The 21080-nt window shown below is 56.3% G+C and carries 19 protein-coding genes and 1 riboswitch; of the genes, 12 read left to right on the top strand and 7 right to left on the bottom strand.

Annotated elements, in window-relative coordinates:
* Positions 1–41: 41 nt before the first annotated feature.
* Positions 42–830, bottom strand: a complete 789-nt coding sequence (gene ygiD / locus L3069_RS19285; RefSeq protein WP_038416743.1) for a 4,5-DOPA dioxygenase extradiol — start codon at positions 828–830, stop codon at positions 42–44.
* A gap of 130 nt (positions 831–960) precedes the next feature.
* Here ygiD and zupT point away from each other — a divergent pair, with 130 nt between their 5' ends.
* The 5 genes from zupT (at position 961) to L3069_RS19310 (ending at position 6898) form a co-directional block, all read left to right on the top strand.
* Positions 961–1734 (top strand): zinc transporter ZupT, encoded by a 774-nt coding sequence (gene zupT / locus L3069_RS19290; RefSeq protein ID WP_022649430.1) that lies wholly within the window; start codon positions 961–963, stop codon positions 1732–1734.
* 266 nt (positions 1735–2000) lie between these two features.
* Complete coding sequence (locus L3069_RS19295; protein WP_022649431.1) at positions 2001–2561, top strand: fimbrial protein; 561 nt, start codon at positions 2001–2003, stop codon at positions 2559–2561.
* A gap of 76 nt (positions 2562–2637) precedes the next feature.
* Complete coding sequence (locus L3069_RS19300; protein WP_063135865.1) at positions 2638–5082, top strand: fimbria/pilus outer membrane usher protein; 2445 nt, start codon at positions 2638–2640, stop codon at positions 5080–5082.
* A 9-nt stretch (positions 5083–5091) separates the two neighbouring features.
* Entirely contained in the window at positions 5092–5853 is a 762-nt protein-coding gene (locus L3069_RS19305; RefSeq protein WP_023298622.1) for a molecular chaperone, read from the top strand.
* On the top strand, positions 5837–6898 hold the full coding sequence (locus L3069_RS19310) for a type 1 fimbrial protein (RefSeq protein ID WP_038416745.1): 1062 nt from the start codon (positions 5837–5839) through the stop codon (positions 6896–6898). Before L3069_RS19305 ends, L3069_RS19310 begins: the two co-directional genes overlap by 17 nt.
* Before the next feature lie 44 nt (positions 6899–6942).
* On the opposite strand, the gene ribB is transcribed toward L3069_RS19310, so the two are convergent.
* The gene (gene ribB, locus L3069_RS19315; protein ID WP_100167841.1) at positions 6943–7596 is read right to left on the bottom strand and encodes a 3,4-dihydroxy-2-butanone-4-phosphate synthase; all 654 of its coding nucleotides are present in this window, start codon (positions 7594–7596) and stop codon (positions 6943–6945) included.
* 105 nt (positions 7597–7701) lie between these two features.
* Positions 7702–7852, bottom strand: a riboswitch (FMN riboswitch).
* A 120-nt stretch (positions 7853–7972) separates the two neighbouring features.
* Between ribB and ubiK the strand changes: the two genes are divergently transcribed.
* Positions 7973–8269: a ubiquinone biosynthesis accessory factor UbiK gene (gene ubiK, locus L3069_RS19320; RefSeq protein ID WP_000566823.1), complete on the top strand. Its 297-nt coding sequence runs from the start codon at positions 7973–7975 to the stop codon at positions 8267–8269.
* 114 nt (positions 8270–8383) lie between these two features.
* Here the strand turns inward: ubiK and hldE are convergent, their stop codons facing one another.
* Genes hldE through L3069_RS19335 form a run of 3 tightly spaced genes read right to left on the bottom strand, consistent with a single transcriptional unit; the run spans position 8384 to position 14033 of the window.
* Positions 8384–9814, bottom strand: a complete 1431-nt coding sequence (hldE, locus tag L3069_RS19325; protein ID WP_015571898.1) for a bifunctional D-glycero-beta-D-manno-heptose-7-phosphate kinase/D-glycero-beta-D-manno-heptose 1-phosphate adenylyltransferase HldE — start codon at positions 9812–9814, stop codon at positions 8384–8386.
* A 40-nt stretch (positions 9815–9854) separates the two neighbouring features.
* Positions 9855–12710, bottom strand: coding sequence for a bifunctional [glutamate--ammonia ligase]-adenylyl-L-tyrosine phosphorylase/[glutamate--ammonia-ligase] adenylyltransferase (gene glnE, locus L3069_RS19330; RefSeq protein WP_038416747.1), 2856 nt, complete (start codon positions 12708–12710; stop codon positions 9855–9857).
* Between the two features lie 21 nt (positions 12711–12731).
* A complete protein-coding gene (locus L3069_RS19335; RefSeq protein ID WP_038416748.1) occupies positions 12732–14033 on the bottom strand; it encodes an inorganic triphosphatase in 1302 nt (433 codons plus the stop codon).
* 237 nt (positions 14034–14270) lie between these two features.
* Between L3069_RS19335 and L3069_RS19340 the strand changes: the two genes are divergently transcribed.
* Together L3069_RS19340 and L3069_RS19345 are read left to right on the top strand one after the other, a co-directional pair.
* Positions 14271–14891 (top strand): TIGR04211 family SH3 domain-containing protein, encoded by a 621-nt coding sequence (locus tag L3069_RS19340; RefSeq protein ID WP_001303390.1) that lies wholly within the window; start codon positions 14271–14273, stop codon positions 14889–14891.
* Between the two features lie 60 nt (positions 14892–14951).
* Positions 14952–16193, top strand: coding sequence for a multifunctional CCA addition/repair protein (locus L3069_RS19345; RefSeq protein ID WP_023298627.1), 1242 nt, complete (start codon positions 14952–14954; stop codon positions 16191–16193).
* Positions 16194–16206: 13 nt separating this feature from the next.
* Here L3069_RS19345 and bacA read toward each other — a convergent pair whose 3' ends face one another.
* Both bacA and folB read right to left on the bottom strand, forming a co-directional pair.
* Positions 16207–17028 carry an undecaprenyl-diphosphate phosphatase gene (bacA, locus tag L3069_RS19350; protein WP_003862545.1) on the bottom strand — a complete coding sequence of 274 codons (822 nt, stop codon included), beginning with the start codon at positions 17026–17028 and terminating at the stop codon, positions 16207–16209.
* 98 nt (positions 17029–17126) lie between these two features.
* Positions 17127–17504: a bifunctional dihydroneopterin aldolase/7,8-dihydroneopterin epimerase gene (folB, locus tag L3069_RS19355; RefSeq protein ID WP_023298628.1), complete on the bottom strand. Its 378-nt coding sequence runs from the start codon at positions 17502–17504 to the stop codon at positions 17127–17129.
* 107 nt (positions 17505–17611) lie between these two features.
* Here folB and plsY point away from each other — a divergent pair, with 107 nt between their 5' ends.
* The 4 genes from plsY to L3069_RS19375 all read left to right on the top strand — a co-directional run bounded on the left by plsY (position 17612) and on the right by L3069_RS19375 (position 21080).
* On the top strand, positions 17612–18226 hold the full coding sequence (gene plsY / locus L3069_RS19360) for a glycerol-3-phosphate 1-O-acyltransferase PlsY (RefSeq protein ID WP_022649440.1): 615 nt from the start codon (positions 17612–17614) through the stop codon (positions 18224–18226).
* A gap of 91 nt (positions 18227–18317) precedes the next feature.
* Positions 18318–19784 carry an MFS transporter gene (locus L3069_RS19365; protein ID WP_038416749.1) on the top strand — a complete coding sequence of 489 codons (1467 nt, stop codon included), beginning with the start codon at positions 18318–18320 and terminating at the stop codon, positions 19782–19784.
* A gap of 155 nt (positions 19785–19939) precedes the next feature.
* Entirely contained in the window at positions 19940–20767 is an 828-nt protein-coding gene (locus L3069_RS19370) for an urease accessory protein UreD (RefSeq protein WP_038416750.1), read from the top strand.
* A 10-nt stretch (positions 20768–20777) separates the two neighbouring features.
* Positions 20778–21080, top strand: a complete 303-nt coding sequence (locus L3069_RS19375; protein WP_003862556.1) for an urease subunit gamma — start codon at positions 20778–20780, stop codon at positions 21078–21080.

Consider the following 21080-nt stretch of genomic DNA (forward strand, 5'->3'; position numbering starts at 1 on the left):
TCGAGCGTAGGCCCGGTAAGCGCAGCGCCACCGGGCATGTTTTACCCCACCTGCACCGACAGCATACTTAAGCTCCCCATCTCAATACCGTCGACCGGTGTTGTGATAACCTCCTGACCATCCCATGCGCCTAATACATACAGCAATGGCAAGAAGTGTTCCGGCGTCGGGTTAGAGAGCGAACCGCCGTCGTGATCCAGATAGTTCACCAAAGGGTGCCGTTCGACCGGCCCTTGCCAGGTCAGGTTGTCTTTTACATAGTCATTAAAGGCTGTTGCCCAAGGGTACGGCGTATTTTCACCGTGCCAGCGTACCGTACGCAGGTTATGCACCACGTTGCCACTGGCAATCAGCATGATGCCCTCATCACGAAGCGAAGCCAGCTTACGCCCCATCTCCATGTGCCAGGCAGCCGGTTTGGTGCTGTCGATACTCAGTTGCACCATCGGGATATCCGCATCAGGATACATCTTAATCAGCACGCCCCACGAGCCATGGTCAAAGCCCCAGGCTTCTTTGTCCAGCGCAACCGGAACAGGGGCGAGCAGATCAACCAGCCGCTGCGCCAGCTCAGGCGAACCGGGGGCCGGATAATGCGTATCGTATAGCGCCTGCGGAAAACCGCCAAAATCATGGATCGTTTTTGGCGCTTCCATGGCCGTCACGCCGGTACCCCGGGTAAACCAGTGCGCAGAGACCACCACAATTGCCTTCGGACGCGGTAACGTCTTACCCAGTTGACACCAGGCGCGGGTATAGACGTTATCTTCCAGAACGTTCATGGGGCTGCCATGGCCTAAAAACAGTGCTGGCATACGAGAAGGAGACATGGTGATATCCTTAGAGGAAGTGACAAAGTGATGGGCCTACATTACGCGCATTCAGGTGAAGATGAACGTAGATAACCGTGAAGATCATCATCAGGAAATTTGAATGCCAGATATCGCTTAAGGAGAATGCATGTCAGTACCTTTGATTTTGACCTTACTTGCTGGCGCCGCGACCTTTATCGGTGCGTTCCTTGGGGTACTCGGTCAAAAACCCTCTAATCGCCTGCTGGCCTTCTCGCTGGGTTTCGCCGCCGGGATCATGCTGCTTATCTCGCTGATGGAGATGCTGCCCGCCGCGCTTCACGCCGAAGGGATGTCGCCTGTTCTGGGCTATGGCATGTTTATCATTGGCCTGCTGGGTTATTTTGCACTCGACCGTATCCTTCCTCACGCGCACCCGCAGGATCTAATGCAAAAAAGCGTTGCCCCCATCCCTGGCAATATCAAACGCACGGCCATTCTGCTGACGCTGGGTATCAGCCTGCATAACTTTCCGGAAGGTATCGCCACCTATGTCACGGCTAGCAGCAACCTGGAAATGGGTTTTGGTGTCGCGCTGGCCGTTGCTTTGCACAATATTCCTGAAGGACTTGCCGTTGCCGGGCCCGTTTATGCCGCCACGGGTTCAAAACGTACAGCTGTCTTTTGGGCGGGTATCTCCGGGATGGCTGAAATTCTCGGCGGCGTGCTGGCGTGGCTGATCCTCGGTAGCCTCGTATCCCCGGTTGTAATGGCTGCAATTATGGCTGCCGTGGCCGGGATTATGGTCGCGCTATCTGTCGATGAGCTGATGCCGCTGGCAAAAGAGATCGATCCCAACAATAACCCAAGCTACGGCGTGCTGTGTGGAATGTCAGTGATGGGGATGAGTCTGGTTCTGCTACAAACGGCAGGTATAGGTTAAGAATTAATGCCTCCGTTTCATACGGAGGCATTATACTATTCAAAATAACAATCCTATATATTTACCCTATAATAACCCACCAAATATAAACCCATTAGAATTTCAAAAAAAGGCGTCTCTTAAGATAGCCTGAAAATATTAATTAAAAGCACCTACAAATATATTTAAGTCACGTTAATCGCGTATTCCCACCCCAATCCGTATACTTTGCAAGTATTCTGAAATTAATATTCACATTATGAATCACTCTGAAAAAGGATATTTCCATGTATATGGGTAAGAAATTACTGTTAGCAGCGGCTATGGCTGGCATTGTGTCGGGTTCTGCTTTTGCTGAAGATCAAGGCTCTGGCAAAATCAAATTCAAAGGTGTTGTTATTGACGCACCGTGCAGCATCGCACCAGACAGCGTTGATAAAGAAGTCGATCTGGGTGAAGTGACTACGGCCGTTATCAACGCCAACAAAAAATCCACGCCGGTTCCGGTCGATATTAATCTGGAAAACTGCCAGCTTGACGATCCGGCAGACGAAACCGACACGCCAATTACCAAAGTGGATGTCACCTTCACCAGCGCAGCGACAGACGCGACAGACACCAGCCTGATGAGTAACACCTATGCAAGTGGTGCGCAGAACGTGGGTGTACGTCTGCTGGATAATGCGGAGGCTGCTATCACGCTGGGAGAATCCAACGAGGTTGAGTTGCTGGCAGGATCAACCACCCAGACGCTGCATTTCAAAGCGGTTATGGAAGTCCCCACGGGTAAAACTGCGACGGCAGGCCAGGTTGAAGCCACGGCTAACTACGTCCTGTTGTACAAATAGTTCTGTTACGTAACAGTATTAGCCGACTGGTAATTCATGCCGGTCGGCATCCTTTATATATTCGAGTAACAGGATGATGACATACAAATTACAATGGATAATCATCATTGCATCCCTGTTAATGACGAGACTTACCTCTGCCACTGAATTTAATATAAATGCCATTGATAAAGATCAGCGCGGCAGCGTCGATTTATCACGTTTTAAAGATCAAATATCGGTTACGCCGGGAAGCTATTTCGTTACCGTTTCAGTTAATGATATTCCGCTGGCAAATGGCTGGCTCCTTCGCTGGAGAGAAATAAATAATGCAGTTCAAGTGTGTATTCCTCCCGAACTGGCCGATACATTTGCGTTACAGGATGAGGTTCGTCACGCTTTGCCAGAAAAAGAGGGATGCGTTGATTTCGCCGCCAGACCAGACATCAGATTTACGTTTGAGCAAGATAGCCAATCCCTGAATGTGACGATCCCCCAGGCATGGCTGCAATACCGTGCGGTGGACTGGATGCCGCCATCCACCTGGGACAACGGCGTGCCGGGCGTACTGCTGGATTACAATCTTTTTGCCAGCCATTATCAGCCCAATAGCGGCAGCAGCAATAACAACGCCAATACCTATGGCACCGTCGGTGCGAACATGGGCGCGTGGCGCCTGCGAAGCGATTACCAGTACACGCGAAGCGATACTGAAGCAGGCTCAGAGCAGGATGGCCGTTTTTCACGCGTATATATGTTCCGCCCTCTGCCCTCAATCGGAGCGAAACTGACGCTGGGTGAAACGGATTTCCAGTCCGCAATTTTTGACGCCTTTACCTATACCGGCGCATCGCTAATCAGCGAAGAACGTATGCTGCCATGGTCGCTGCGCGGCTATGCCCCGCAGATTACCGGGATAGCGCAAACCAACGCCACGGTGACCGTAAGCCTTGCCGATCGCGTGATTTACCAAAGTAAAGTGCCACCAGGCCCGTTTGTTATTCAGGATCTTAACCAGTCGGTTCAGGGCACGCTGGACGTCAAAGTCACGGAAGAGGACGGCCGCGTCAGCACCTTCCAGGTCTCTGCCGAGTCCGTGCCGTTTTTAACGCGCAAGGGTCAGGTTCGCTACAAGTTCGCGGCGGGTAAAGCGCGCCAGGGTGCCTCCCATGACGTTGAAGATAACGCCTTCATGAGCGGCGAATTTTCCTGGGGCATGCTGTCACACACCTCCCTGTATGGCGGCACGCTGACCGATGGCGACGGTTATCGTTCCGTCGCTGCCGGGATCGGCCAGAATATGGCCTGGCTGGGGGCGCTCTCTTTTGACGTCACGCAGGCCACCAGCCAGCTGCCACACCAGCGCAGTCAGACGGGTTACAGCTATCGCATAAACTACAGCAAGCGTTTCGATACCACCGGCAGTCAGCTTACGCTTGCCAGCTACCGCTACTCAGACCCCCAGTTTTTGAGCTACGCCCGCTACCTTGATTATGACGACGGTGACCGCCAGTCGGAGAAACAAACCCTGAGCGTGACGGCAAGCCAGTACATTTCAGCGTTATCCCTGAACCTGTACGTCAACATGCTGCGTCAGACATGGTGGAATGATTCACCTTCCACGACCGGCAGCATCACGGCGGGCTACAACTTTGATATGGGCCGCTGGAAGAACCTCGGCGTAACCCTGTCCTGGAGTAAAACGCATTACGATGAGGAAGACGAAAGTGACGATACTCAGTTCTATCTCTCGCTCAGCGTACCGCTCGATCCCGATCATCGTCTTAACTATGACCTGCGTAACAGCGAAGCGCTGAGTCATAACGTGTCGTGGTATGACACGTCGGATCGCAATAATACCTGGGGCGTTTCCGCAGGCGCGGAGAGCGGAAAGCCAGATTCCGGCGCGCAGGTCAGCGGGAATTATCAGCATTATTCTACGTACGGCGATCTCAATCTCTCAGGCAGCTATAAAGCTGACGAATATAACTCCCTCAGCGCGAGCTGGAGTGGTTCCTTCACCTCAACGGCGAAAGGCGCCGCGCTGCACCGGCGCAGCTACGGTAATGAACCTCGTGTGATGGTCAGCACCGACGGGGTAGGCAATATCCCGCTGAACATGTCGCGAGATGAGACCAACCGTTTTGGCATCGGCGTTTTACCGTCATTCTCCAGCTATTCCCCCTCCAGCGTGCAGGTCAATCTGAACAACCTCCCTGATGGCGTGGACGTAGACAACCGCGTCGTGACCTCAACCTGGACTGAGGGAGCCATTGGTTATCGTCAGATTGCCACGCGCGCAGGTAAGGACGTGACAGGCGTTCTGCGAATGTCATCAGGAGCGCCACCTCTCGGGGCGATTGTTCGCCTGGAAGCAAGCAATTTGCAGGTTGGGATGGTGGCCGATGAAGGCCGCGTCTGGCTGGCCGCCGTTGAGCCAGAACAGCAGTTTCGCGTGACATGGGGCGACAACCAACAGTGTCGCTTCTCGTTACCTTCTCACTTAGAAAACAGTATGCAGTTGATACTGCCGTGTCAGTAAGAAATCATCATGAAATTAACGCCGTTTAAAAGCCTGTGCCTGATGCTAACCAGCACAGCATTTGCTACCCACGCAGCCATTAATCTGGACCGCACGCGCATTGTTTTTCCAGAAAGCGACAAGGCCAGCAGCCTGAAAGTGGACAATCAGAGCAAGGTGCTGCCTTATCTGGCGCTCTCCTGGATTGAAGATGAAAAGGGACAAAAAGAAGATACGCACTTTATGGCGCTTCCCCCCATTCAACGTATCGAAGCGGGCACCTCGTCGCAGATAAGGATTGTTAAACAAGCCGCTACTCGCCAGCTGCCAGGAGACAGGGAATCGCTGTTTTATTTCAACCTGCGTGAAGTACCGCCAAAAAACACCAGCGCCAGCGAGGAGCGCAGCGTGATGCAGGTAGCAATGCAGAGCCGAATTAAGCTGTTCTGGCGTCCAGAAGCGATTAGCAAAAAATCCGGCGAACTGACTGAAATGCGAATGGAAATTTCCGCCAACGCGAATGGGCTCACGGTCCACAACCCTACGCCGTACTACATCACGCTGGCGTGGCTGAGCAAAAATGCTAAAACCATGCTGCCGGGTTTTGACAGTCTGATGATTGCGCCTTTCGCCACGGCAACCGCGTCTACCGGCGATTACCACGGTAGTTATTACAGCATCGGCTATATCGACGATTACGGTGCACTGAAAAAAGTCGACGTGCAGTGCACCGGAACGGCGCAATGTAAACTTACCGAACGGAAAATCGATAAAGATGCGAAAGCTCGCTAGTGTCCTGCTTACATTGCTGCTTTCAGCGCTGCCTTTGGAAGATGCGATGGCGCTTAACTGTTATCTGGGTGGCTCTGGCGGTTCCGTCGAGGAGACAAAAACGATCTCCCCCTTTGCCATACCCAGCAACGCCCAAATTGGCCAAAAAATATGGGAGTCTGATGACATTAAGATTCCGGTGACGTGTGATAACAACGTCTCGAGCAATTTTAAGCCGGAAGATGTCTTTGCCTGGGTAAACCCTTATCCTGCCGCAACCGATCCCTACTATGAACTGGGCGTCACCTATGAAGGCATAGATTACGATGCCACAGGCCAGCCCAACGGCGTGGATACCCGCCAGTGCCTGGACAACGATAACATCACTATTTACACCCCTGCTCAAATCCGCCAGATGGGGTGGGAGAATCGCATTTGTTCTGGTAATCCGGATGATATCCATATTTCGCGCACATTCGTCGCCCGATTACGACTTTTCGTGAGAATAAAGGCTGTGCCGCCGCATGGCTATGTCAGTTCGCTCAGCGATTACATCGTTGTGCAATTTGACGGTAAGGGCGGCGTTAATCAGATGGCCGACGCGAAGAACCTGAAGTATCACATCAACGGGCTGCAAAACATTACGGTCCTTGATTGCGGGGCGACGTTTAGCATTTACCCTGAGAATCAGGAGATCGACTTCGGCACTTTCAGTGCGCGCGACATTGTGAATCAGCAGAAGCGTATTCGCATGTTTTCAATACGAACCACCAAAGTGCAGGATGCCCAGTGCTCGGACGGATTTAAGATGGACTCGTCATTTTACACAACCGAAACGCTCAGCGCAGACGACACCGCGGTACTGATAGGGAATGGGTTAAAGCTGCGTATTCTTAACGGAACGGAGCCTTACACATTCAACCAGTACAAGGAATACGCCGATTTTACGGGCGATATGATGAATCTTGAGCAAAACTACACGGCTGAACTTTCGCGGGATGAAGGAAAAGCGATTCAGTCCGGGCCGTTTGAAACCGTGGTACTGTTCAAAATTAACTACCACTAGAAACAAAAAAGCCGGGTTTCCCCGGCTTTTTCACATCAGCATGTTCAGCTGGCTTTACGCTCATGCGCCCGGCGGTATTCAACCAGATCTTCAATCGTCACCACTGGCATATTGTGCAGACGCGCAAAGGTGATGCACTCCGGCGCGCGCGCCATGGTGCCATCATCGTTGGTCAGTTCGCACAGCACGCCTGCGGGTTTGAAGCCAGCCAGCGTCACCAGATCGATGGTCGCTTCGGTATGACCACCACGGGTCAGCACGCCGCCCGGCTGCGCGCGCAGCGGGAAGACATGACCAGGGCGGTGCAGATCGGAGGGTTTTGCACCATCAGCAATCGCTGCACGCACGGTAGTCAGGCGGTCAGCCGCCGACACCCCGGTGGTGACGCCATGTGCCGCTTCAATGGTCACGGTGAAGCCGGTACCAAAGGCGCTGGTGTTGTTTTCAACCATCATCGGCAGATCAAGCTGCTGGCGACGGTCTTCGGTGATGCACAGGCATACGATGCCGCTACCGTGACGGATGGTCAGCGCCATCTGCTCAACGGTCATGTTCTCGGCGGCAAAAATCATGTCGCCTTCGTTTTCACGGTTTTCATCGTCAAGCACCATCACACCGCGGCCTTCGCGCAGTGCATCCAGTGCATGTTCAACACGTTGAGTTGAAGTGTCAAAAGAGGAAAGTAGCGTCTGATTCATGGTAAAAAAACCTCATTAACTTTATGGTTACCAGAATCAGGGCAGTCTTAGGAGCGCCGTACAAGCGGCAAAAAAATAACGTGAGCGGGCCTTGCCCGACTGGATCGTTACTCTCTCCCATCCGGACTCTAACCGTCGGCCCCGGAATTACACCGGATCTGCTGACCTTTGAGAATTCACCCAAAGCGCTCGCGGGCTTTCAGCGTTAAGCTGATTTACCGCCGGTGGGGAATTTCGCCCCGCCCTGAGAATAAGCGAGATAACTATAACGCTATTGATTACCCTGGGCAATGCATAAGCTTCAAACAATTTTGTTTAACCCGCGGCATGACGCGCTACAATAGGCACTAACACCTTTTCATCAAGGGAAACGACAATGATTGACCCAAAGAAAATTGAGCAGATCGCGCGTCAGGTTCATGAGTCCATGCCGAAAGGTATTCGTGAGTTTGGTGATGACGTTGAGAAGAAAATTCGCCAGACGTTGCAGGCACAGTTGGTTCGCCTTGATTTAGTCAGCCGCGAAGAGTTTGACGTGCAGACGCAGGTGCTGCTGCGCACCCGCGAGAAGCTGGCGCTGCTGGAACAGCGTCTGAGCGAGCTGGAGAGCCGCAATGCGCCGGAAGAGGTGAAGCCAGCGCCAGCTATTCCACCGGTGGATGACCAGGCATAGTGCGGTCTGTTGTGCCCGGTGGCGGCTACGCCTTACCGGGCCTACATGAACGCGTAGGTCGGGTAAGGCGCAGCCGCCACCCGACATAAAAAAACGGGCCAACTGGCCCGTTTTTTACTGACTGTCTTTCTGGATCTTCTTAATGATGTTGGTGGTTGAACACCCGTCCTCAAAGTTGAGCACCATCACTTCACCGCCATTCGCCCAGACCTCTTCGCTACCTGCGATTTGCTCTGGCTTGTAATCACCGCCCTTCACCAGCAGGTCAGGCAGAATTCCGGCAATCAGGCGCTGCGGGGTGTCTTCTTCAAATGAGACCACCCAGTCCACCGCTTCCAGCGCGCCGAGCACTATCATGCGCTGCTCCAGCGGGTTCACCGGACGCGTTTCACCCTTCAGACGTTTGGTTGAGGCATCGCTGTTGACCGCCACAATCAGGCGGTCGCCCAGCTTGCGCGCATTCGCCAGATACGAGACATGACCCGCATGCAGGATGTCGAACACGCCGTTCGTCATCACCACTTTTTCACCGCGTTTGCGCGCGGCGGCAACGGCCACTTTCAGCTCGTCTTCGGTCATGACGCCAAAGCCGGTATCCGCACGCCCACGCACAGCATTTTCCAGCTCGATTGGCGAAACGGTGGAGGTCCCGAGTTTACCGACGACCACGCCCGCCGCGGCGTTCGCGAAGTAGCACGCTTCTTCCAGGGAGTTCCCCGCCGCCAGCGTCGCTGCCAGCACGCCGATCACCGTATCACCGGCACCGGTCACGTCGTACACTTCCTGCGCCTGAGTTGGCATATGCAGCGGCGCCTTGCCCGGTTGCAGCAGCGTCATGCCCTGTTCGGAACGGGTCACCAGCAGCGCAGACAGCTCGAAATCAGCGATGATTTTCATGCCGCGCTCAACCAGCTCTTCTTCAGTTTTGCACTTGCCCGCCACCGCTTCGAACTCAGAGAGGTTGGGCGTCAGCAGGGTTGCGCCGCGATAGCGCTCGAAATCGGTGCCTTTCGGGTCGATCAGCACCGGAACGCTGGCTTTGCGCGCCAGCTGGATCATGGTCTGCACGCTCGCCAGCGCACCTTTGGCATAATCAGACAGCACCAGCGCGCCGATATTGCCCAGCGCCTGGCTAATGCGCTCATGCAGCGGCTCAGGATCAACGCCTTCGAACCCTTCTTCAAAGTCGAGGCGGATCAGCTGCTGGTTACGCGACAGCACGCGCAGCTTGGTGATGGTTGGGTGGGTCGGAACAGAAACGAAGTCGCACTTCACGTTCACGTCCGCCAGCGACTGGCTCAGCGCACGCGCCGCATCGTCAATGCCGGTCAGGCCCACCAGACGCGAATGCGCGCCCAGCGAGGCTATGTTCATCGCCACGTTTGCCGCGCCGCCTGGACGTTCTTCAATGGTGTCGACCTTAACTACCGGCACCGGCGCTTCCGGAGAGATACGGCTGGTCGGCCCATACCAGTAGCGATCCAGCATCACATCCCCGACAACCATAACTCCAGCACGTTCAAACTCTGGCAGTGTTACTTTCATTCCTGACTCCAGAAAGATTCACAATTTGCGCGCGATAATATCACACTTGTTTTGTTACGCACGGTTCCACCAGCCACTTCTGCCAGCTTGCGGTCACCTGCGCGCGTTCATCGGTGAAACCGTCCAGCGCCACATGGCCCGGCTGTTCCTGTAAGGCCAGATGGTGCAGCTCGTCACGCAGCGTGGTGTAGGCGCGGGTTAATGCCTGCGCCTCCTGCTCATCCATAATGTCGTTCTGCGCCAGCAGTTCCAGTATGCGCACGTTATCCGACCAGCGGGTCAGCTTCGGCTTATCGTGCGCGTGCAACAGCACCAGATACTGAGTGATAAACTCAATATCGGTAATCCCGCCCTCATCAGCTTTGATATCAAAGCGATCGCGATGTTTGTTGCCAAGGTGCGCGCGCATTTTCTCACGCATTTCCCGCACTTCGGTTTGCAGCGTACAGCCTTCGCGCGGGGTCGTCATGACCGCCTTGCGGATCGCATCGAACTGCGTTTTGAGCTGCGGATCGCCGTACACCACGCGGGCGCGCACCAGCGCCTGATGCTCCCACGTCCAGGCTTCGTTCTTCTGATAGTCGGCAAAAGCCTCCGTGGAGGTAACCAGCATGCCTGCCGCGCCGGACGGGCGCAGACGCGCATCCACTTCATACAGAATGCCGGATGAGGTGCGAGTGCTGAACAGGTGCATGATGCGCTGGGCCAGGCGCAGGTAGAACTGCCGCCCGTCGATTTCGCGCTCGCCGTCGGTCATCACGTCAACCGGACAGTCGTGGAGGAAAATCAGATCCAGATCGGAGCTGTAGCCCAGCTCCCAGCCGCCCAGCTTGCCGTAACCCACCACCGCAAAACCGCGGCCTTCACGGTCAGCAAGGTGCTTCGGCTGCCCGTAGCGGGCCACCATCTGCACCCACGCCTGGTGGACCACCGCGTCGATGATCGCTTCCGCCAGCCAGGTTAAGTGATCGCTCACTTTCATTACCGGCAGGGTACCGGCGATATCTGCCGCCGCCACGCGCAACATCTGTGCCTGCTTAAACTGACGCAGCGCCTCAAGCTGTTGCTCTTCGTCCTCTTCCGGCACGCGCAGCAGATACTGACGCAGCTCGTCGCGGTAAGCATCCGTCGCCGTCGGCTGATAGAGCGTATTCGGATCGAGCAGTTCGTCGAGCAGCAGCGGATAACGCGCCAGCTTGTTCGCCACCATCGGGGAGGCGGCGCAAAGGGAAATCAGATGCTTCAGCGCGCCGGGAAACTCACTTAACAGTTCAAGGTAGGTGGTACGCGTGACGATCCCGCTCAGGAGCGGCATCATGCGCGACAGCGGCACCGGCGCATCCTCGCGGGAGCAGACATCGCTCAGCAGATGCGGCATCAGATGATCCAGCACCTGACGACCGCGCGGGCCAATGGCGCGTTTGTTCAGTTCGAGACGGAAATCAGCAATCAACGCCACCACGCGATGGCGGGCATCGTCGCTTAAGTGCGCCAGCACCGGCGTGGTGTCATCTTCCTGAAGCGCGTCCTGCCACAGTTCGCGCCAGTGCTCGGAGAGCGCATCGTCCTGCGATTCACTTTCGTCGTCGCCGATCAGATCGTTAAAGATGCGGCGCACGCCCGCCATATGCGCTTCCAGCCGTTCCGTCAGCGCTGCCCAGTCATCCACCCGCATCCCCCAGGCCAGACGCGCCCGGTTCAGCTCATCGCCCGGTAACGTCTGGGTCTGTTCGTCGTTGATACTTTGCAGCAAATTTTCCAGACGACGCAGGAAGAGATAAGCGTCACGCAGCGTTTGCGCGTCGCCTTCCGGCAGCAGATGCAGCTGATCGATAGCGCTGAGCGTTGGCAGCAGCGAACGGGATTGCAGAGAAGGTTCGCGCCCGCCGCGTATCAGCTGGAAGACCTGAACGATAAATTCGATCTCACGAATACCGCCCGCGCCGAGCTTGATGTTGTCCTTCAGGCCACGGCGACGCACCTCGCGGGCAATCATCCCTTTCATATTTCGCAGGGACTGGATCACGCTGAAGTCAATGTAGCGGCGGAACACGAACGGGCGCAGCATGGCGCGCAGCTCGTTGGCGTAGGCATCGTCGCTGTCGCCCATGATCCGCGCTTTGACCATCGCGTAACGCTCCCAGTCGCGCCCCTGCTCCTGGTAATAATCTTCCAGCGCGGCAAAGCTCAGCACCAGTGGCCCGCTGTCGCCAAACGGACGCAGACGCATGTCCACGCGGTAGACAAAACCATCCTGGGTGGGCTGATCCAGCGCCTTAATCAGCCGCTGGCCGAGGCGGGTAAAGAACTGGGCGTTGTCCAGCTCGCGACGACCGCCGCGCGTGGAGCCGTTTTCCGGCCAGGCAAAAATCAGATCGATGTCTGAGGAGAAATTGAGCTCGCAGCCGCCCAGCTTGCCCATCCCCAGAATCAACAGCGGTTGCGGAACCCCGTCTTCGCTGCACGGCGTGCCCCACTCTTTACAGCAGGCGGCGTAGAGCCAGTCCCGCGCGGCGACGATCAGCGTCTGCGCCAGCTCGCTCAACTGCTGCAAGGTGCTCTCTTCACTCACCAGCTCCAGCGCCTGCGCCCAGGCAATGCGTACCATCACCCGGCGGCGGAACTGACGCAGAACGCGCATCAGCGTGGGTTCATCTGCCACCTCTGCCAGCGCGGTTTGCAGCCAGCCAGCATAATGCCGCCACTCGTCAGCCTGCGGCGGCGCGCTTTCCAGCGTTGCCAGCCAGTCCGGGTAAGCGCTGACGCTCTCCTGCACAAAATCACTGAACGTGAGCACGCTTTTCGCCTGCTCGCTTAACGATGACGCGGGTAACGACTCAGGCAGGCGTTCACAAACGGTCTGCCAGTGCTGCTGTAACTGCGAAGAAAGCGGCATATCAGGGGTTCCTTGCCAGAATTAACGTTTTCCGCTGTGCAGCCAGTACGGATCCTGCGAAATGGCCTCGTTGCGGAAATGCTCGATCTCAATCTGCTGACGGGTCTCGATGGCATGCTTAAGCCCCTGCCAGTTCTCCAGCCAGGCCTGCGCCTTCACGCCCTCATACGCACCTGACAGCAGCAACATGCTGTCGATGTTACGCGCCAGGCGGGGAAGCTGATCGCCATACTGATCGCCCAGCGGATGCGCGAAGGTGGTTCGCAGCTCGGCCGCGTGACGGGAGAGGTGGATATCCGCAAAACGTTTGAAGTTTTCCGCGATTTTAGTCTGCCCTTTCGCATCGAGGAAAATGCGCCAGCCGCGCGTCACCAGAAATTCGGTCAACGCCAGTTTCGCGCTGGCGTTTTGCGGGCTGTAGATCGCCGTTTGTGCCGACACGTCAGAAAGCATCAGCGTTTCGGTTTGAGTGAGCAGATCACGTAAGTGAGCACTGGCTTTACGCGGTACAATACCGCCGAACAGCGCCAGGGTGTGACGCACCAGCCCTATAGCAGCGAGCACCTGTTTTTTGGCATTTTTCACGTTACGCGCCCACAGCTCCTCGTGGTACTGCCACTGAGAGAGCGCCAGCTCCAGCGCCGCTTCCATGCCCTGCTCAACGGAGGCTTTCGGCACAACGCGCAGAATCGGGGTTTCTCGCAGCACGCGCGGCGCATTCCCGGCGGCCAGGTGATAGCCGCGCGCCGCTTTACTCAGGCTGCCCTGACGCAGGCCAGGCTGGTTCACCAGCTTGTGCGCCAGCTTCAGCACGTCGCTCGCCTCACCTTCCAGCAGTTCAAGCTCCAGCTCGCAGATCGGCTCCTGCTCTTCACCAGCCTTAATTTCACCTCGATCAAACGCAATCTCAATGCGGCTCTTGCCTTCCGTCACCAGCCATTTCTCGCGCCAGAAATCGGTGCTGAACAGCGGTTGCGCCTCTGCCGACAGCGTTGCGGGCAGCGTCCCTTCCGGCCACACTTCCGCCGGAAAACGATCCAGCTCAAGTTCTGGCTTACTGATGTCGATATTGTATTCCGGACGCTGGTGCAAACCGCCCACCACGCGACCGGCGATTTTCATCGTCATCTCGTAGCGCCCGTTCGCACCACGGATGCGCAGGCCCATATCGTGGTTGCGCAGCCAGTTGTCCGGCGTTTCGTAATAGATGTTGAGCAGCTGTACGGGTTCATGGTGCTCGCCGGACAGCGTATTCAGATGCTGGCGGAGCGCGTCAGCGCTGTCTTTTTCGACGATAAACTTTAATTCGATCTCTTGTGCCATAGCCTTGTACTTTTGCGTGCGTCACAGACGCGTCGATGAAGGCGAACTTCCTCGCCATTTGTTTGTCAGTACATAGTATTTTGCGCCAAATTGCCACGCAATGAGCAATTTGACGGGCGTAAAAGTTTAAAGCGGTGGAAATCATGACACAGATGATTCCGATTGATGATGAATCCTTTGCGTAGCGACACTGATACCACTACTATCGTTCCACTTTTTATGAAAATAACGACTGATATGCTTAAATTACGCCTGATTGGACTTACTTTACTCGCTTTTAGCGCCGCAACCGCGGTCCACGCTGAAGAGAAACGTTACGTTTCTGATGAACTGAATACCTGGGTACGCAGCGGCCCTGGAGACAATTATCGCCTCGTGGGTACGGTAAATGCCGGCGAGGAAGTGACTCTGCTGCAAACTAACGCAGACACCAATTACGGTCAGGTTCGTGACAGCTCTGGCCGCACCTCATGGATCCCGCTGAAAGAGCTAAGCACAGTGCCAAGCCTGCGCACCCGCGTGCCGGATCTGGAAAATCAGGTGAAAACCCTGACCGATAAGCTGAACAACATTGACGGTACCTGGAACCAGCGCACCGCAGAGATGCAGCAGAAAGTGGCGCAAAGCGACAGCGTGATCGCCGGTCTGAAAGACGAAAATCAGAAGCTGAAAAATGAGCTGATCGTCGCACAGAAGAAAGTAAACGCCGCTAATCTACAGCTGGATGACAAACAACGCACCATCATCATGCAGTGGTTTATGTATGGCGGCGGCGTACTGGGCGTCGGTCTGGTGCTGGGTCTGGTGCTTCCTCACCTTATCCCAAGCCGTAAACGTAAAGACCGCTGGATGAACTAACTCGTCTTCTCTGCCACACTTACGTATCATCTTGCGAAAAGAGAAAACGGGAGTGTTGGCGTGAAGAGTTATCTGGTCGGTGGTGCGGTACGTGATGCGTTATTAGGTCTGCCGGTCAAAGATAAAGATTGGGTCGTGGTCGGTGCCACGCCCGAAGCGATGATTGACGCGGGCTACCAGCAGGTAGGCCGCGATTTTCCTGTGTTCCTCCATCCGAAAAGCCGCGAAGAGTACGCCCTGGCGCGTACCGAACGGAAATCGGGTTCCGGTTATACCGGCTTCACCTGCTATGCCGCGCCGGATGTCACGCTGGAGCAGGACTTACTGCGCCGCGATCTCACCATTAACGCCCTGGCGCAGGACGAAAACGGACATATCATCGACGCCTACGGCGGCCAGAACGATTTGCGCGATCGTCTTTTACGCCATATTTCCCCCGCCTTTTCTGAAGATCCGCTTCGCGTACTGCGCGTGGCGCGTTTTGCCGCCCGTTATGCCCATCTGAGCTTCCGTATCGCCGACGAGACGATGGCGCTGATGACGGCCATGACCGACGCGGGCGAGCTGGAACACCTGACGCCAGAACGCGTCTGGAAAGAGACCGAAAACGCCCTGACCACCCGCAACCCACAGGTCTTTTTCCAGGTTCTGCGCGACTGCGGGGCGCTGAAAGTGCTGTTCCCGGAAATAGACGCGCTGTTTGGCGTGCCCGCCCCGGCGAAATGGCACCCGGAAATTGATACCGGCATTCACACTCTGATGACCCTGAGCATGGCCGCCATGCTCAGCCCTGAAGTGGACGTGCGCTTTTCCACCCTCTGCCATGACCTCGGCAAAGGTTTAACGCCAAAGGAGTTGTGGCCACGCCACCACGGGCACGGTCCGGCTGGCGTAAAGCTGGTTGAAGGGCTTTGCCAGCGCCTGCGCGTGCCGAATGACATTCGCGATCTGGCAAAACTGGTCGCCGAGTTCCACGACCTGATCCACACCTTCCCGATCCTGAAACCCGCCACCATCGTCAGGCTGTTCGATAACATCGACGCCTGGCGCAAGCCGCAGCGCGTGGAGCAAATTGCGCTGACCAGCGAAGCGGACGTGCGCGGCCGTACCGGGTTTGAAGCGTCCGATTATCCGCAGGGTCGTTTGCTGCGCGAGGCGTGGGAAATCGCAAAAGCGGTGCCAACGAAAGAGGTGGTGGAGGCAGGGTTTAAAGGCCCGGAGATCCGCGAAGAGCTGACGAAACGGCGGATTGATGCGGTCGCGGCGTGGAAGGAAAAACGTTGCCCTCAGCCGAAAGACTGAGGGCGGTCGGTCATCAGAAGAAGACCACGTACACGGCAGCCGCGACGATAAAGCGGTAGATCGCGAACGGAATAAACGAGATACGCTTAATCAGTTGCAGGAAGGTTTTGATGGCAATCAGCGCCACGATAAAGGCGGTGATAAAGCCCACGGCGAACATCGGAATGTCGCCTACGGTCAGGAAGCCGATGCTTTTGTAGAGATCCAGTGCGGTGGCGCCCATCATCATCGGTACCGCCAGCAGGAACGAGAACTCAGACGCCGCGTAACGGCTCACGCCCATCAGCATCCCGCCGGAAATGGTTGCCCCTGAACGGGAGAAGCCCGGCCACAGCGCCAAACACTGGAAGCAGCCAATCATAAACGCCTGGCGATACGTCATATCGTCCAGACCTTCTGCACGCGGGGTTTTTGGCTTCAGCACTTCGGCGGCAATCAGCAGGAAGCCGCCGACAACCAGCGCGTACATCACGTTAATCGGGTTGAAAAGCGATTTTATGGTGTCGTGGAACACCAGCCCCAGCACCACCGCCGGGATCATCCCCAGCAGAATATGAATCAGCGTCAGGCGCCCCTTGCCCTCTCCTTCACGCTGCGGTAAACGCCCGAAGTGGATGCCGATCAGACCAAACAGACGACGCCAGAACATGACGACCACCGCCAGAATAGAGCCCAGCTGAATCACCACCTCAAACGTCTTTGCGGTATCGCCTTCAAAGCCCAGGAGATGGCCAACGATAATCATATGGCCCGTACTGGACACCGGCAAAAACTCCGTCAATCCTTCGACCACACCCAGAATTGCCGCCACCAGCAGCGAGTGCATATCGCTCATCTATAAACCCCTAAAAAGATATAAAAAAACGGTGTCCCACGCGGACAACCGTGAAAGATACAGCTTTAAGACCGATATAACCTAAAATGGTTTAGCTATTATGACGTTAAATCTTTTCCTTTCAGATTTGTGCCACGCTCGATAATCACGCCCACGTTGGCGGCGCGCGCCACCGCGCCCGGCTTGCTTAGTTTGATGCGCACCCACGGGGAGTTAAATTTGCTCAGTAGCAGGTCCGCTACCTCTTCCGCCACGCGTTCCACCAGCGCAAATCGTTGCCCTTCCACGTGGCCAACTACCGCTTCACTGATGTCGGCGTAGCTCAGACAGTCATTCACATCATCGCTTTTTGCTGACTTGCGGTTATCCCAGCCCATTTCGATATCGAACACCAGTTTCTGCTCGATGGTCTGTTCCCAGTCGTAAACACCAATTGTGGTGATTACCGAAAGTTGCTCTATAAATACAATATCCATCACGACCTGCCTGCTTTTTGGCTAAACCGGATACCACTTCCGGCGAATTATGCGTATTATCCACAGATGCTGAGAATACAGATACATTTTCAAAACGGAACAGCGTTATGAGTGCAATCGCGCCTGGAATGATTATCCTCGCCTACCTTTGCGGCTCAATCTCCAGCGCCATTCTGGTCTGCCGCATCGCCGGGTTGCCTGACCCGCGTGAAAGTGGTTCCGGGAATCCGGGGGCGACCAATGTACTACGAATTGGCGGCAAGGGAGCAGCCGTAGCGGTTTTGATTTTTGATGTTCTGAAAGGAATGCTCCCCGTCTGGGGTGCGTATGCGCTGGGCGTCACACCCTTCTGGCTGGGGCTGATTGCTATCGCCGCCTGCGTCGGCCATATCTGGCCCGTTTTCTTTGGTTTTAAAGGCGGTAAAGGCGTTGCAACCGCGTTTGGCGCGATTGCGCCGATCGGCTGGGATCTCACTGGCGTGATGGCGGGCACCTGGCTGCTGACCATCCTGCTGAGCGGCTATTCATCGCTGGGTGCCATCGTCAGCGCGCTGATCGCTCCGTTTTATGTCTGGTGGTTCAAACCGCAGTTTACCTTCCCGGTATCGATGCTCTCGTGCCTGATCCTGCTGCGTCATCATGACAACATTCAGCGCCTGTGGCGTCGCCAGGAAACCAAAATCTGGACGAAGCTCAAGCGTAAAAAGAAAGACGCTCAGTAAACCGTTCGTTATGCCTTATAACCAAATGTGATTTTTGTCCCCTTCTGCCTGTGGTAACTGTTAGGTACACAACACAACCACATAAAAGAAAATGGCAGAAATCACAGACACAACTCCCCTCCCAACGGCAGGAAACACCCCGGATGGCGACATCAAGTGGGTACGCAGCGCATCGGACGTTTCACGTCTCGTTAATGACGGCTCTCAGCGCCGGGCCAATGCCCGCATCGTGGTCGGTATCGCGCTCGGGGGAATTTTTCTCGATGCCTACGATCTCGGCGCGCTGGCATTTGGCATCAAAGACATCACCCGCGAATTTAACCTGACGCCCGCTGGTACCGGCATGGTGGCTTCAGCTATTACCTTTGGTGCCATTGTCGGGGCGCTGCTCGGCGGCTATCTTACGGATAAAATCGGGCGCTACCGCGTCTTTATGGCCGACATGGTGTTCTTTGTCGTCGCCGCCATCGCCTGTGCGCTGGCTCCGAACGAATATGTGCTGGCGGGCGCACGCTTTGTGATGGGTCTTGGCGTCGGGATCGACCTTCCCGTGGCGATGGCGTTTCTCAGCGAGTTCGCCAGGCTGAAAGGCCCGGGGAATAAAGCCTCCAGCGTGGCAATGTGGTGCCCCACCTGGTATGCGGCCATCAGCATCTCTTATCTTCTGGTGCTCTTCTTCTACGCCGTGCTGCCGGAAGGCCACAGCGACTGGCTCTGGCGTCTGATCCTTGGCTTCGGCGCGGTGCCCGCGCTGGTGATTATCGCCATCCGCAGCCGCTATATGAGCGAATCCCCGGTCTGGGCGGCGAATCAGGGCAATCTGAAGGAGGCGGCGTCCATCCTGCGGCAGTCGTACAACATTAATGCCCACGTGCCACAGGATGCGCTTGACCAGCCCGCGCCGGTGGTCAATAAGGCAAAATGGTCGAACTACCTGAACCTGTTCCGCGGTTTCTATCTGCGGCGTACCACGCTCGCCACGCTGCTGTCGGTCGTCTCCTCGTTCGCCTATAACGCCGTAGCCTTTGGCCTGCCGGTGATCATCTCCAGCTTCTTTGTGCAGTCGATGCTGACCACCATTCTGATCTCGCTGGCGCTTAACCTGCTGTTCGCGTTTGTCGGCGGGCTGCTGGCAGTGCGCTATGTTCCGCGCTTCGGCGCGTGGCGGATGTCACTGGCGGGTTACGCCTGCCAGCTGGTGGCGCTGCTCGGTCTGGCGCTGATTGGCCGCCCTGACGGGGCCACGGAAGGCGTGGTCGCCGTCGCGATGCTGGCGCTGTTCCTGTTTGGCCAGGGTTTTGGTCCGGGTGCGCATACCATGACGTTTGCCTCCTTGAGCTACCCGACCTCGCTGCGCGGCGTGGGCGTGGGGCTTAACCAGACGCTGATGCGCAGCAGTTCAACGCTGTCACTGTTTCTGTTCCCGCTACTGGTCGCGTCGCTGGATACCGCCGTGTTCTGGGTGATTGCGCTGGCGCCGTTTATCGGCCTGGTATCGCTGCTGGCGATCCGTTGGGAGCCGTCGGGGTATGATGTGGATGCAGAGGATTATCGTTAACCTTTCTTGCCGGGTGACGCTGCGCTTACCCGGCCTACATTACTGAAACCGGCTCACATGAACCGGTTTTTTATCCATAAGCGACTCATATGACAGCCTTCATTTCCGCCAGGGCATACTGAAACGTACCCCGATAGTGTGGAAATGGAAGCACCATGTTAGCAACTCAGGTCACTGATAATTCATACAAAGGCTGGCAGGCCACGCTTGCCCTCCAGTTTTGTTATACCCCTGAGAAAACCCTCCTCCATTTCGCGCGTCACACCGGGCCGCTCACCGTTCAGCGCCCGTTTTATCCCGAAGGGGAAACCTGTCACCTTTACCTGCTGCATCCGCCAGGCGGGATTGTGGGCGGGGATACGCTGGATATTTCCGTGCGGCTCGACGCCAAAAGCCATGCCCTCATCACCATGCCCGGCGCCAGCAAGTTCTATCGCAGCAGCGGCCCGCTGGCCTGTCTGAATCAGCATTTTTACCTCGACGAAGAGGCCACGCTGGAGTGGCTGCCGCAGGACACCATTATTTTCCCCGGTGCGCACGCCGCGCTGCGTTCCGTCTTTCACCTGCACGCCACCAGCACGCTGCTGGCGTGGGAGCTGTACTGCCTTGGCCGACCGGTGATAAACGAAACCTTCAGCCACGGCACGCTGGAGAGCCGCCTTGAGGTGTGGGTGGATGGCGAGCCGCGTTTGATTGAGCGACTGCATCTTAACGATGGCGATCTGTCGCCCGTCGCAGGCCATCCGTGGGTCGGCACGCTGCTGTTCTACCCGGCCCGGGAAGCTCATCTTGATACAGTGCGCGAGCGGCTCGCCCCGCTGGAAAACTTTGGCGGGGCGACGCTCACCGACGACCTGCTGTCGGTGCGTTTTCTCTCCCTCGACAACCTCATTTGCCAGCGGGTGATGCGCGATATCTGGCAGTCGCTTCGCCCGCTTTTAACCCCCAAAACCGCCTGTTCGCCGCGTATCTGGCAGACATAAGAGAAACGCTATGGAACTGACTCCCAGAGAAAAAGACAAGCTGTTGCTGTTCACCGCCGCGCTGGTTGCCGAACGCCGCCTCGCGCGCGGGGTAAAGCTCAACTACCCGGAATCGGTCGCGCTGATCAGCGCCTTTATTATGGAAGGCGCGCGCGATGGCGAAACCGTCGCCTCGCTGATGGAAGCCGGCCGCCACGTCCTGACGCGCGATCAGGTGATGGAGGGCGTGCCGGAGATGATCCCGGATATCCAGGTGGAAGCCACCTTCCCGGACGGATCCAAGCTCGTCACCGTCCACAATCCGATCGTGTAA

It is taken from the genome of Enterobacter cloacae complex sp. ECL411, from assembly GCF_021869665.1.
Taxonomy (GTDB): domain Bacteria; phylum Pseudomonadota; class Gammaproteobacteria; order Enterobacterales; family Enterobacteriaceae; genus Enterobacter; species Enterobacter intestinihominis.

Coding starts and splice junctions, on each gene's coding strand:
- ygiD (WP_038416743.1), bottom strand. CDS start 830: ATGTCTCCTTCTCGTATGCCAGCACTGTTTTTAGGCCATGGCAGCCCC.
- L3069_RS19370 (WP_038416750.1), top strand. CDS start 19,940: ATGTTAGCAACTCAGGTCACTGATAATTCATACAAAGGCTGGCAGGCC.
- L3069_RS19305 (WP_023298622.1), top strand. CDS start 5,092: ATGAAATTAACGCCGTTTAAAAGCCTGTGCCTGATGCTAACCAGCACA.
- ubiK (WP_000566823.1), top strand. CDS start 7,973: ATGATTGACCCAAAGAAAATTGAGCAGATCGCGCGTCAGGTTCATGAG.
- L3069_RS19295 (WP_022649431.1), top strand. CDS start 2,001: ATGTATATGGGTAAGAAATTACTGTTAGCAGCGGCTATGGCTGGCATT.
- ribB (WP_100167841.1), bottom strand. CDS start 7,596: ATGAATCAGACGCTACTTTCCTCTTTTGACACTTCAACTCAACGTGTT.
- hldE (WP_015571898.1), bottom strand. CDS start 9,814: ATGAAAGTAACACTGCCAGAGTTTGAACGTGCTGGAGTTATGGTTGTC.
- plsY (WP_022649440.1), top strand. CDS start 17,612: ATGAGTGCAATCGCGCCTGGAATGATTATCCTCGCCTACCTTTGCGGC.
- bacA (WP_003862545.1), bottom strand. CDS start 17,028: ATGAGCGATATGCACTCGCTGCTGGTGGCGGCAATTCTGGGTGTGGTC.
- L3069_RS19310 (WP_038416745.1), top strand. CDS start 5,837: ATGCGAAAGCTCGCTAGTGTCCTGCTTACATTGCTGCTTTCAGCGCTG.
- L3069_RS19340 (WP_001303390.1), top strand. CDS start 14,271: ATGCTTAAATTACGCCTGATTGGACTTACTTTACTCGCTTTTAGCGCC.
- glnE (WP_038416747.1), bottom strand. CDS start 12,710: ATGCCGCTTTCTTCGCAGTTACAGCAGCACTGGCAGACCGTTTGTGAA.
- zupT (WP_022649430.1), top strand. CDS start 961: ATGTCAGTACCTTTGATTTTGACCTTACTTGCTGGCGCCGCGACCTTT.
- L3069_RS19365 (WP_038416749.1), top strand. CDS start 18,318: ATGGCAGAAATCACAGACACAACTCCCCTCCCAACGGCAGGAAACACC.
- L3069_RS19300 (WP_063135865.1), top strand. CDS start 2,638: ATGACATACAAATTACAATGGATAATCATCATTGCATCCCTGTTAATG.
- L3069_RS19375 (WP_003862556.1), top strand. CDS start 20,778: ATGGAACTGACTCCCAGAGAAAAAGACAAGCTGTTGCTGTTCACCGCC.
- L3069_RS19335 (WP_038416748.1), bottom strand. CDS start 14,033: ATGGCACAAGAGATCGAATTAAAGTTTATCGTCGAAAAAGACAGCGCT.
- folB (WP_023298628.1), bottom strand. CDS start 17,504: ATGGATATTGTATTTATAGAGCAACTTTCGGTAATCACCACAATTGGT.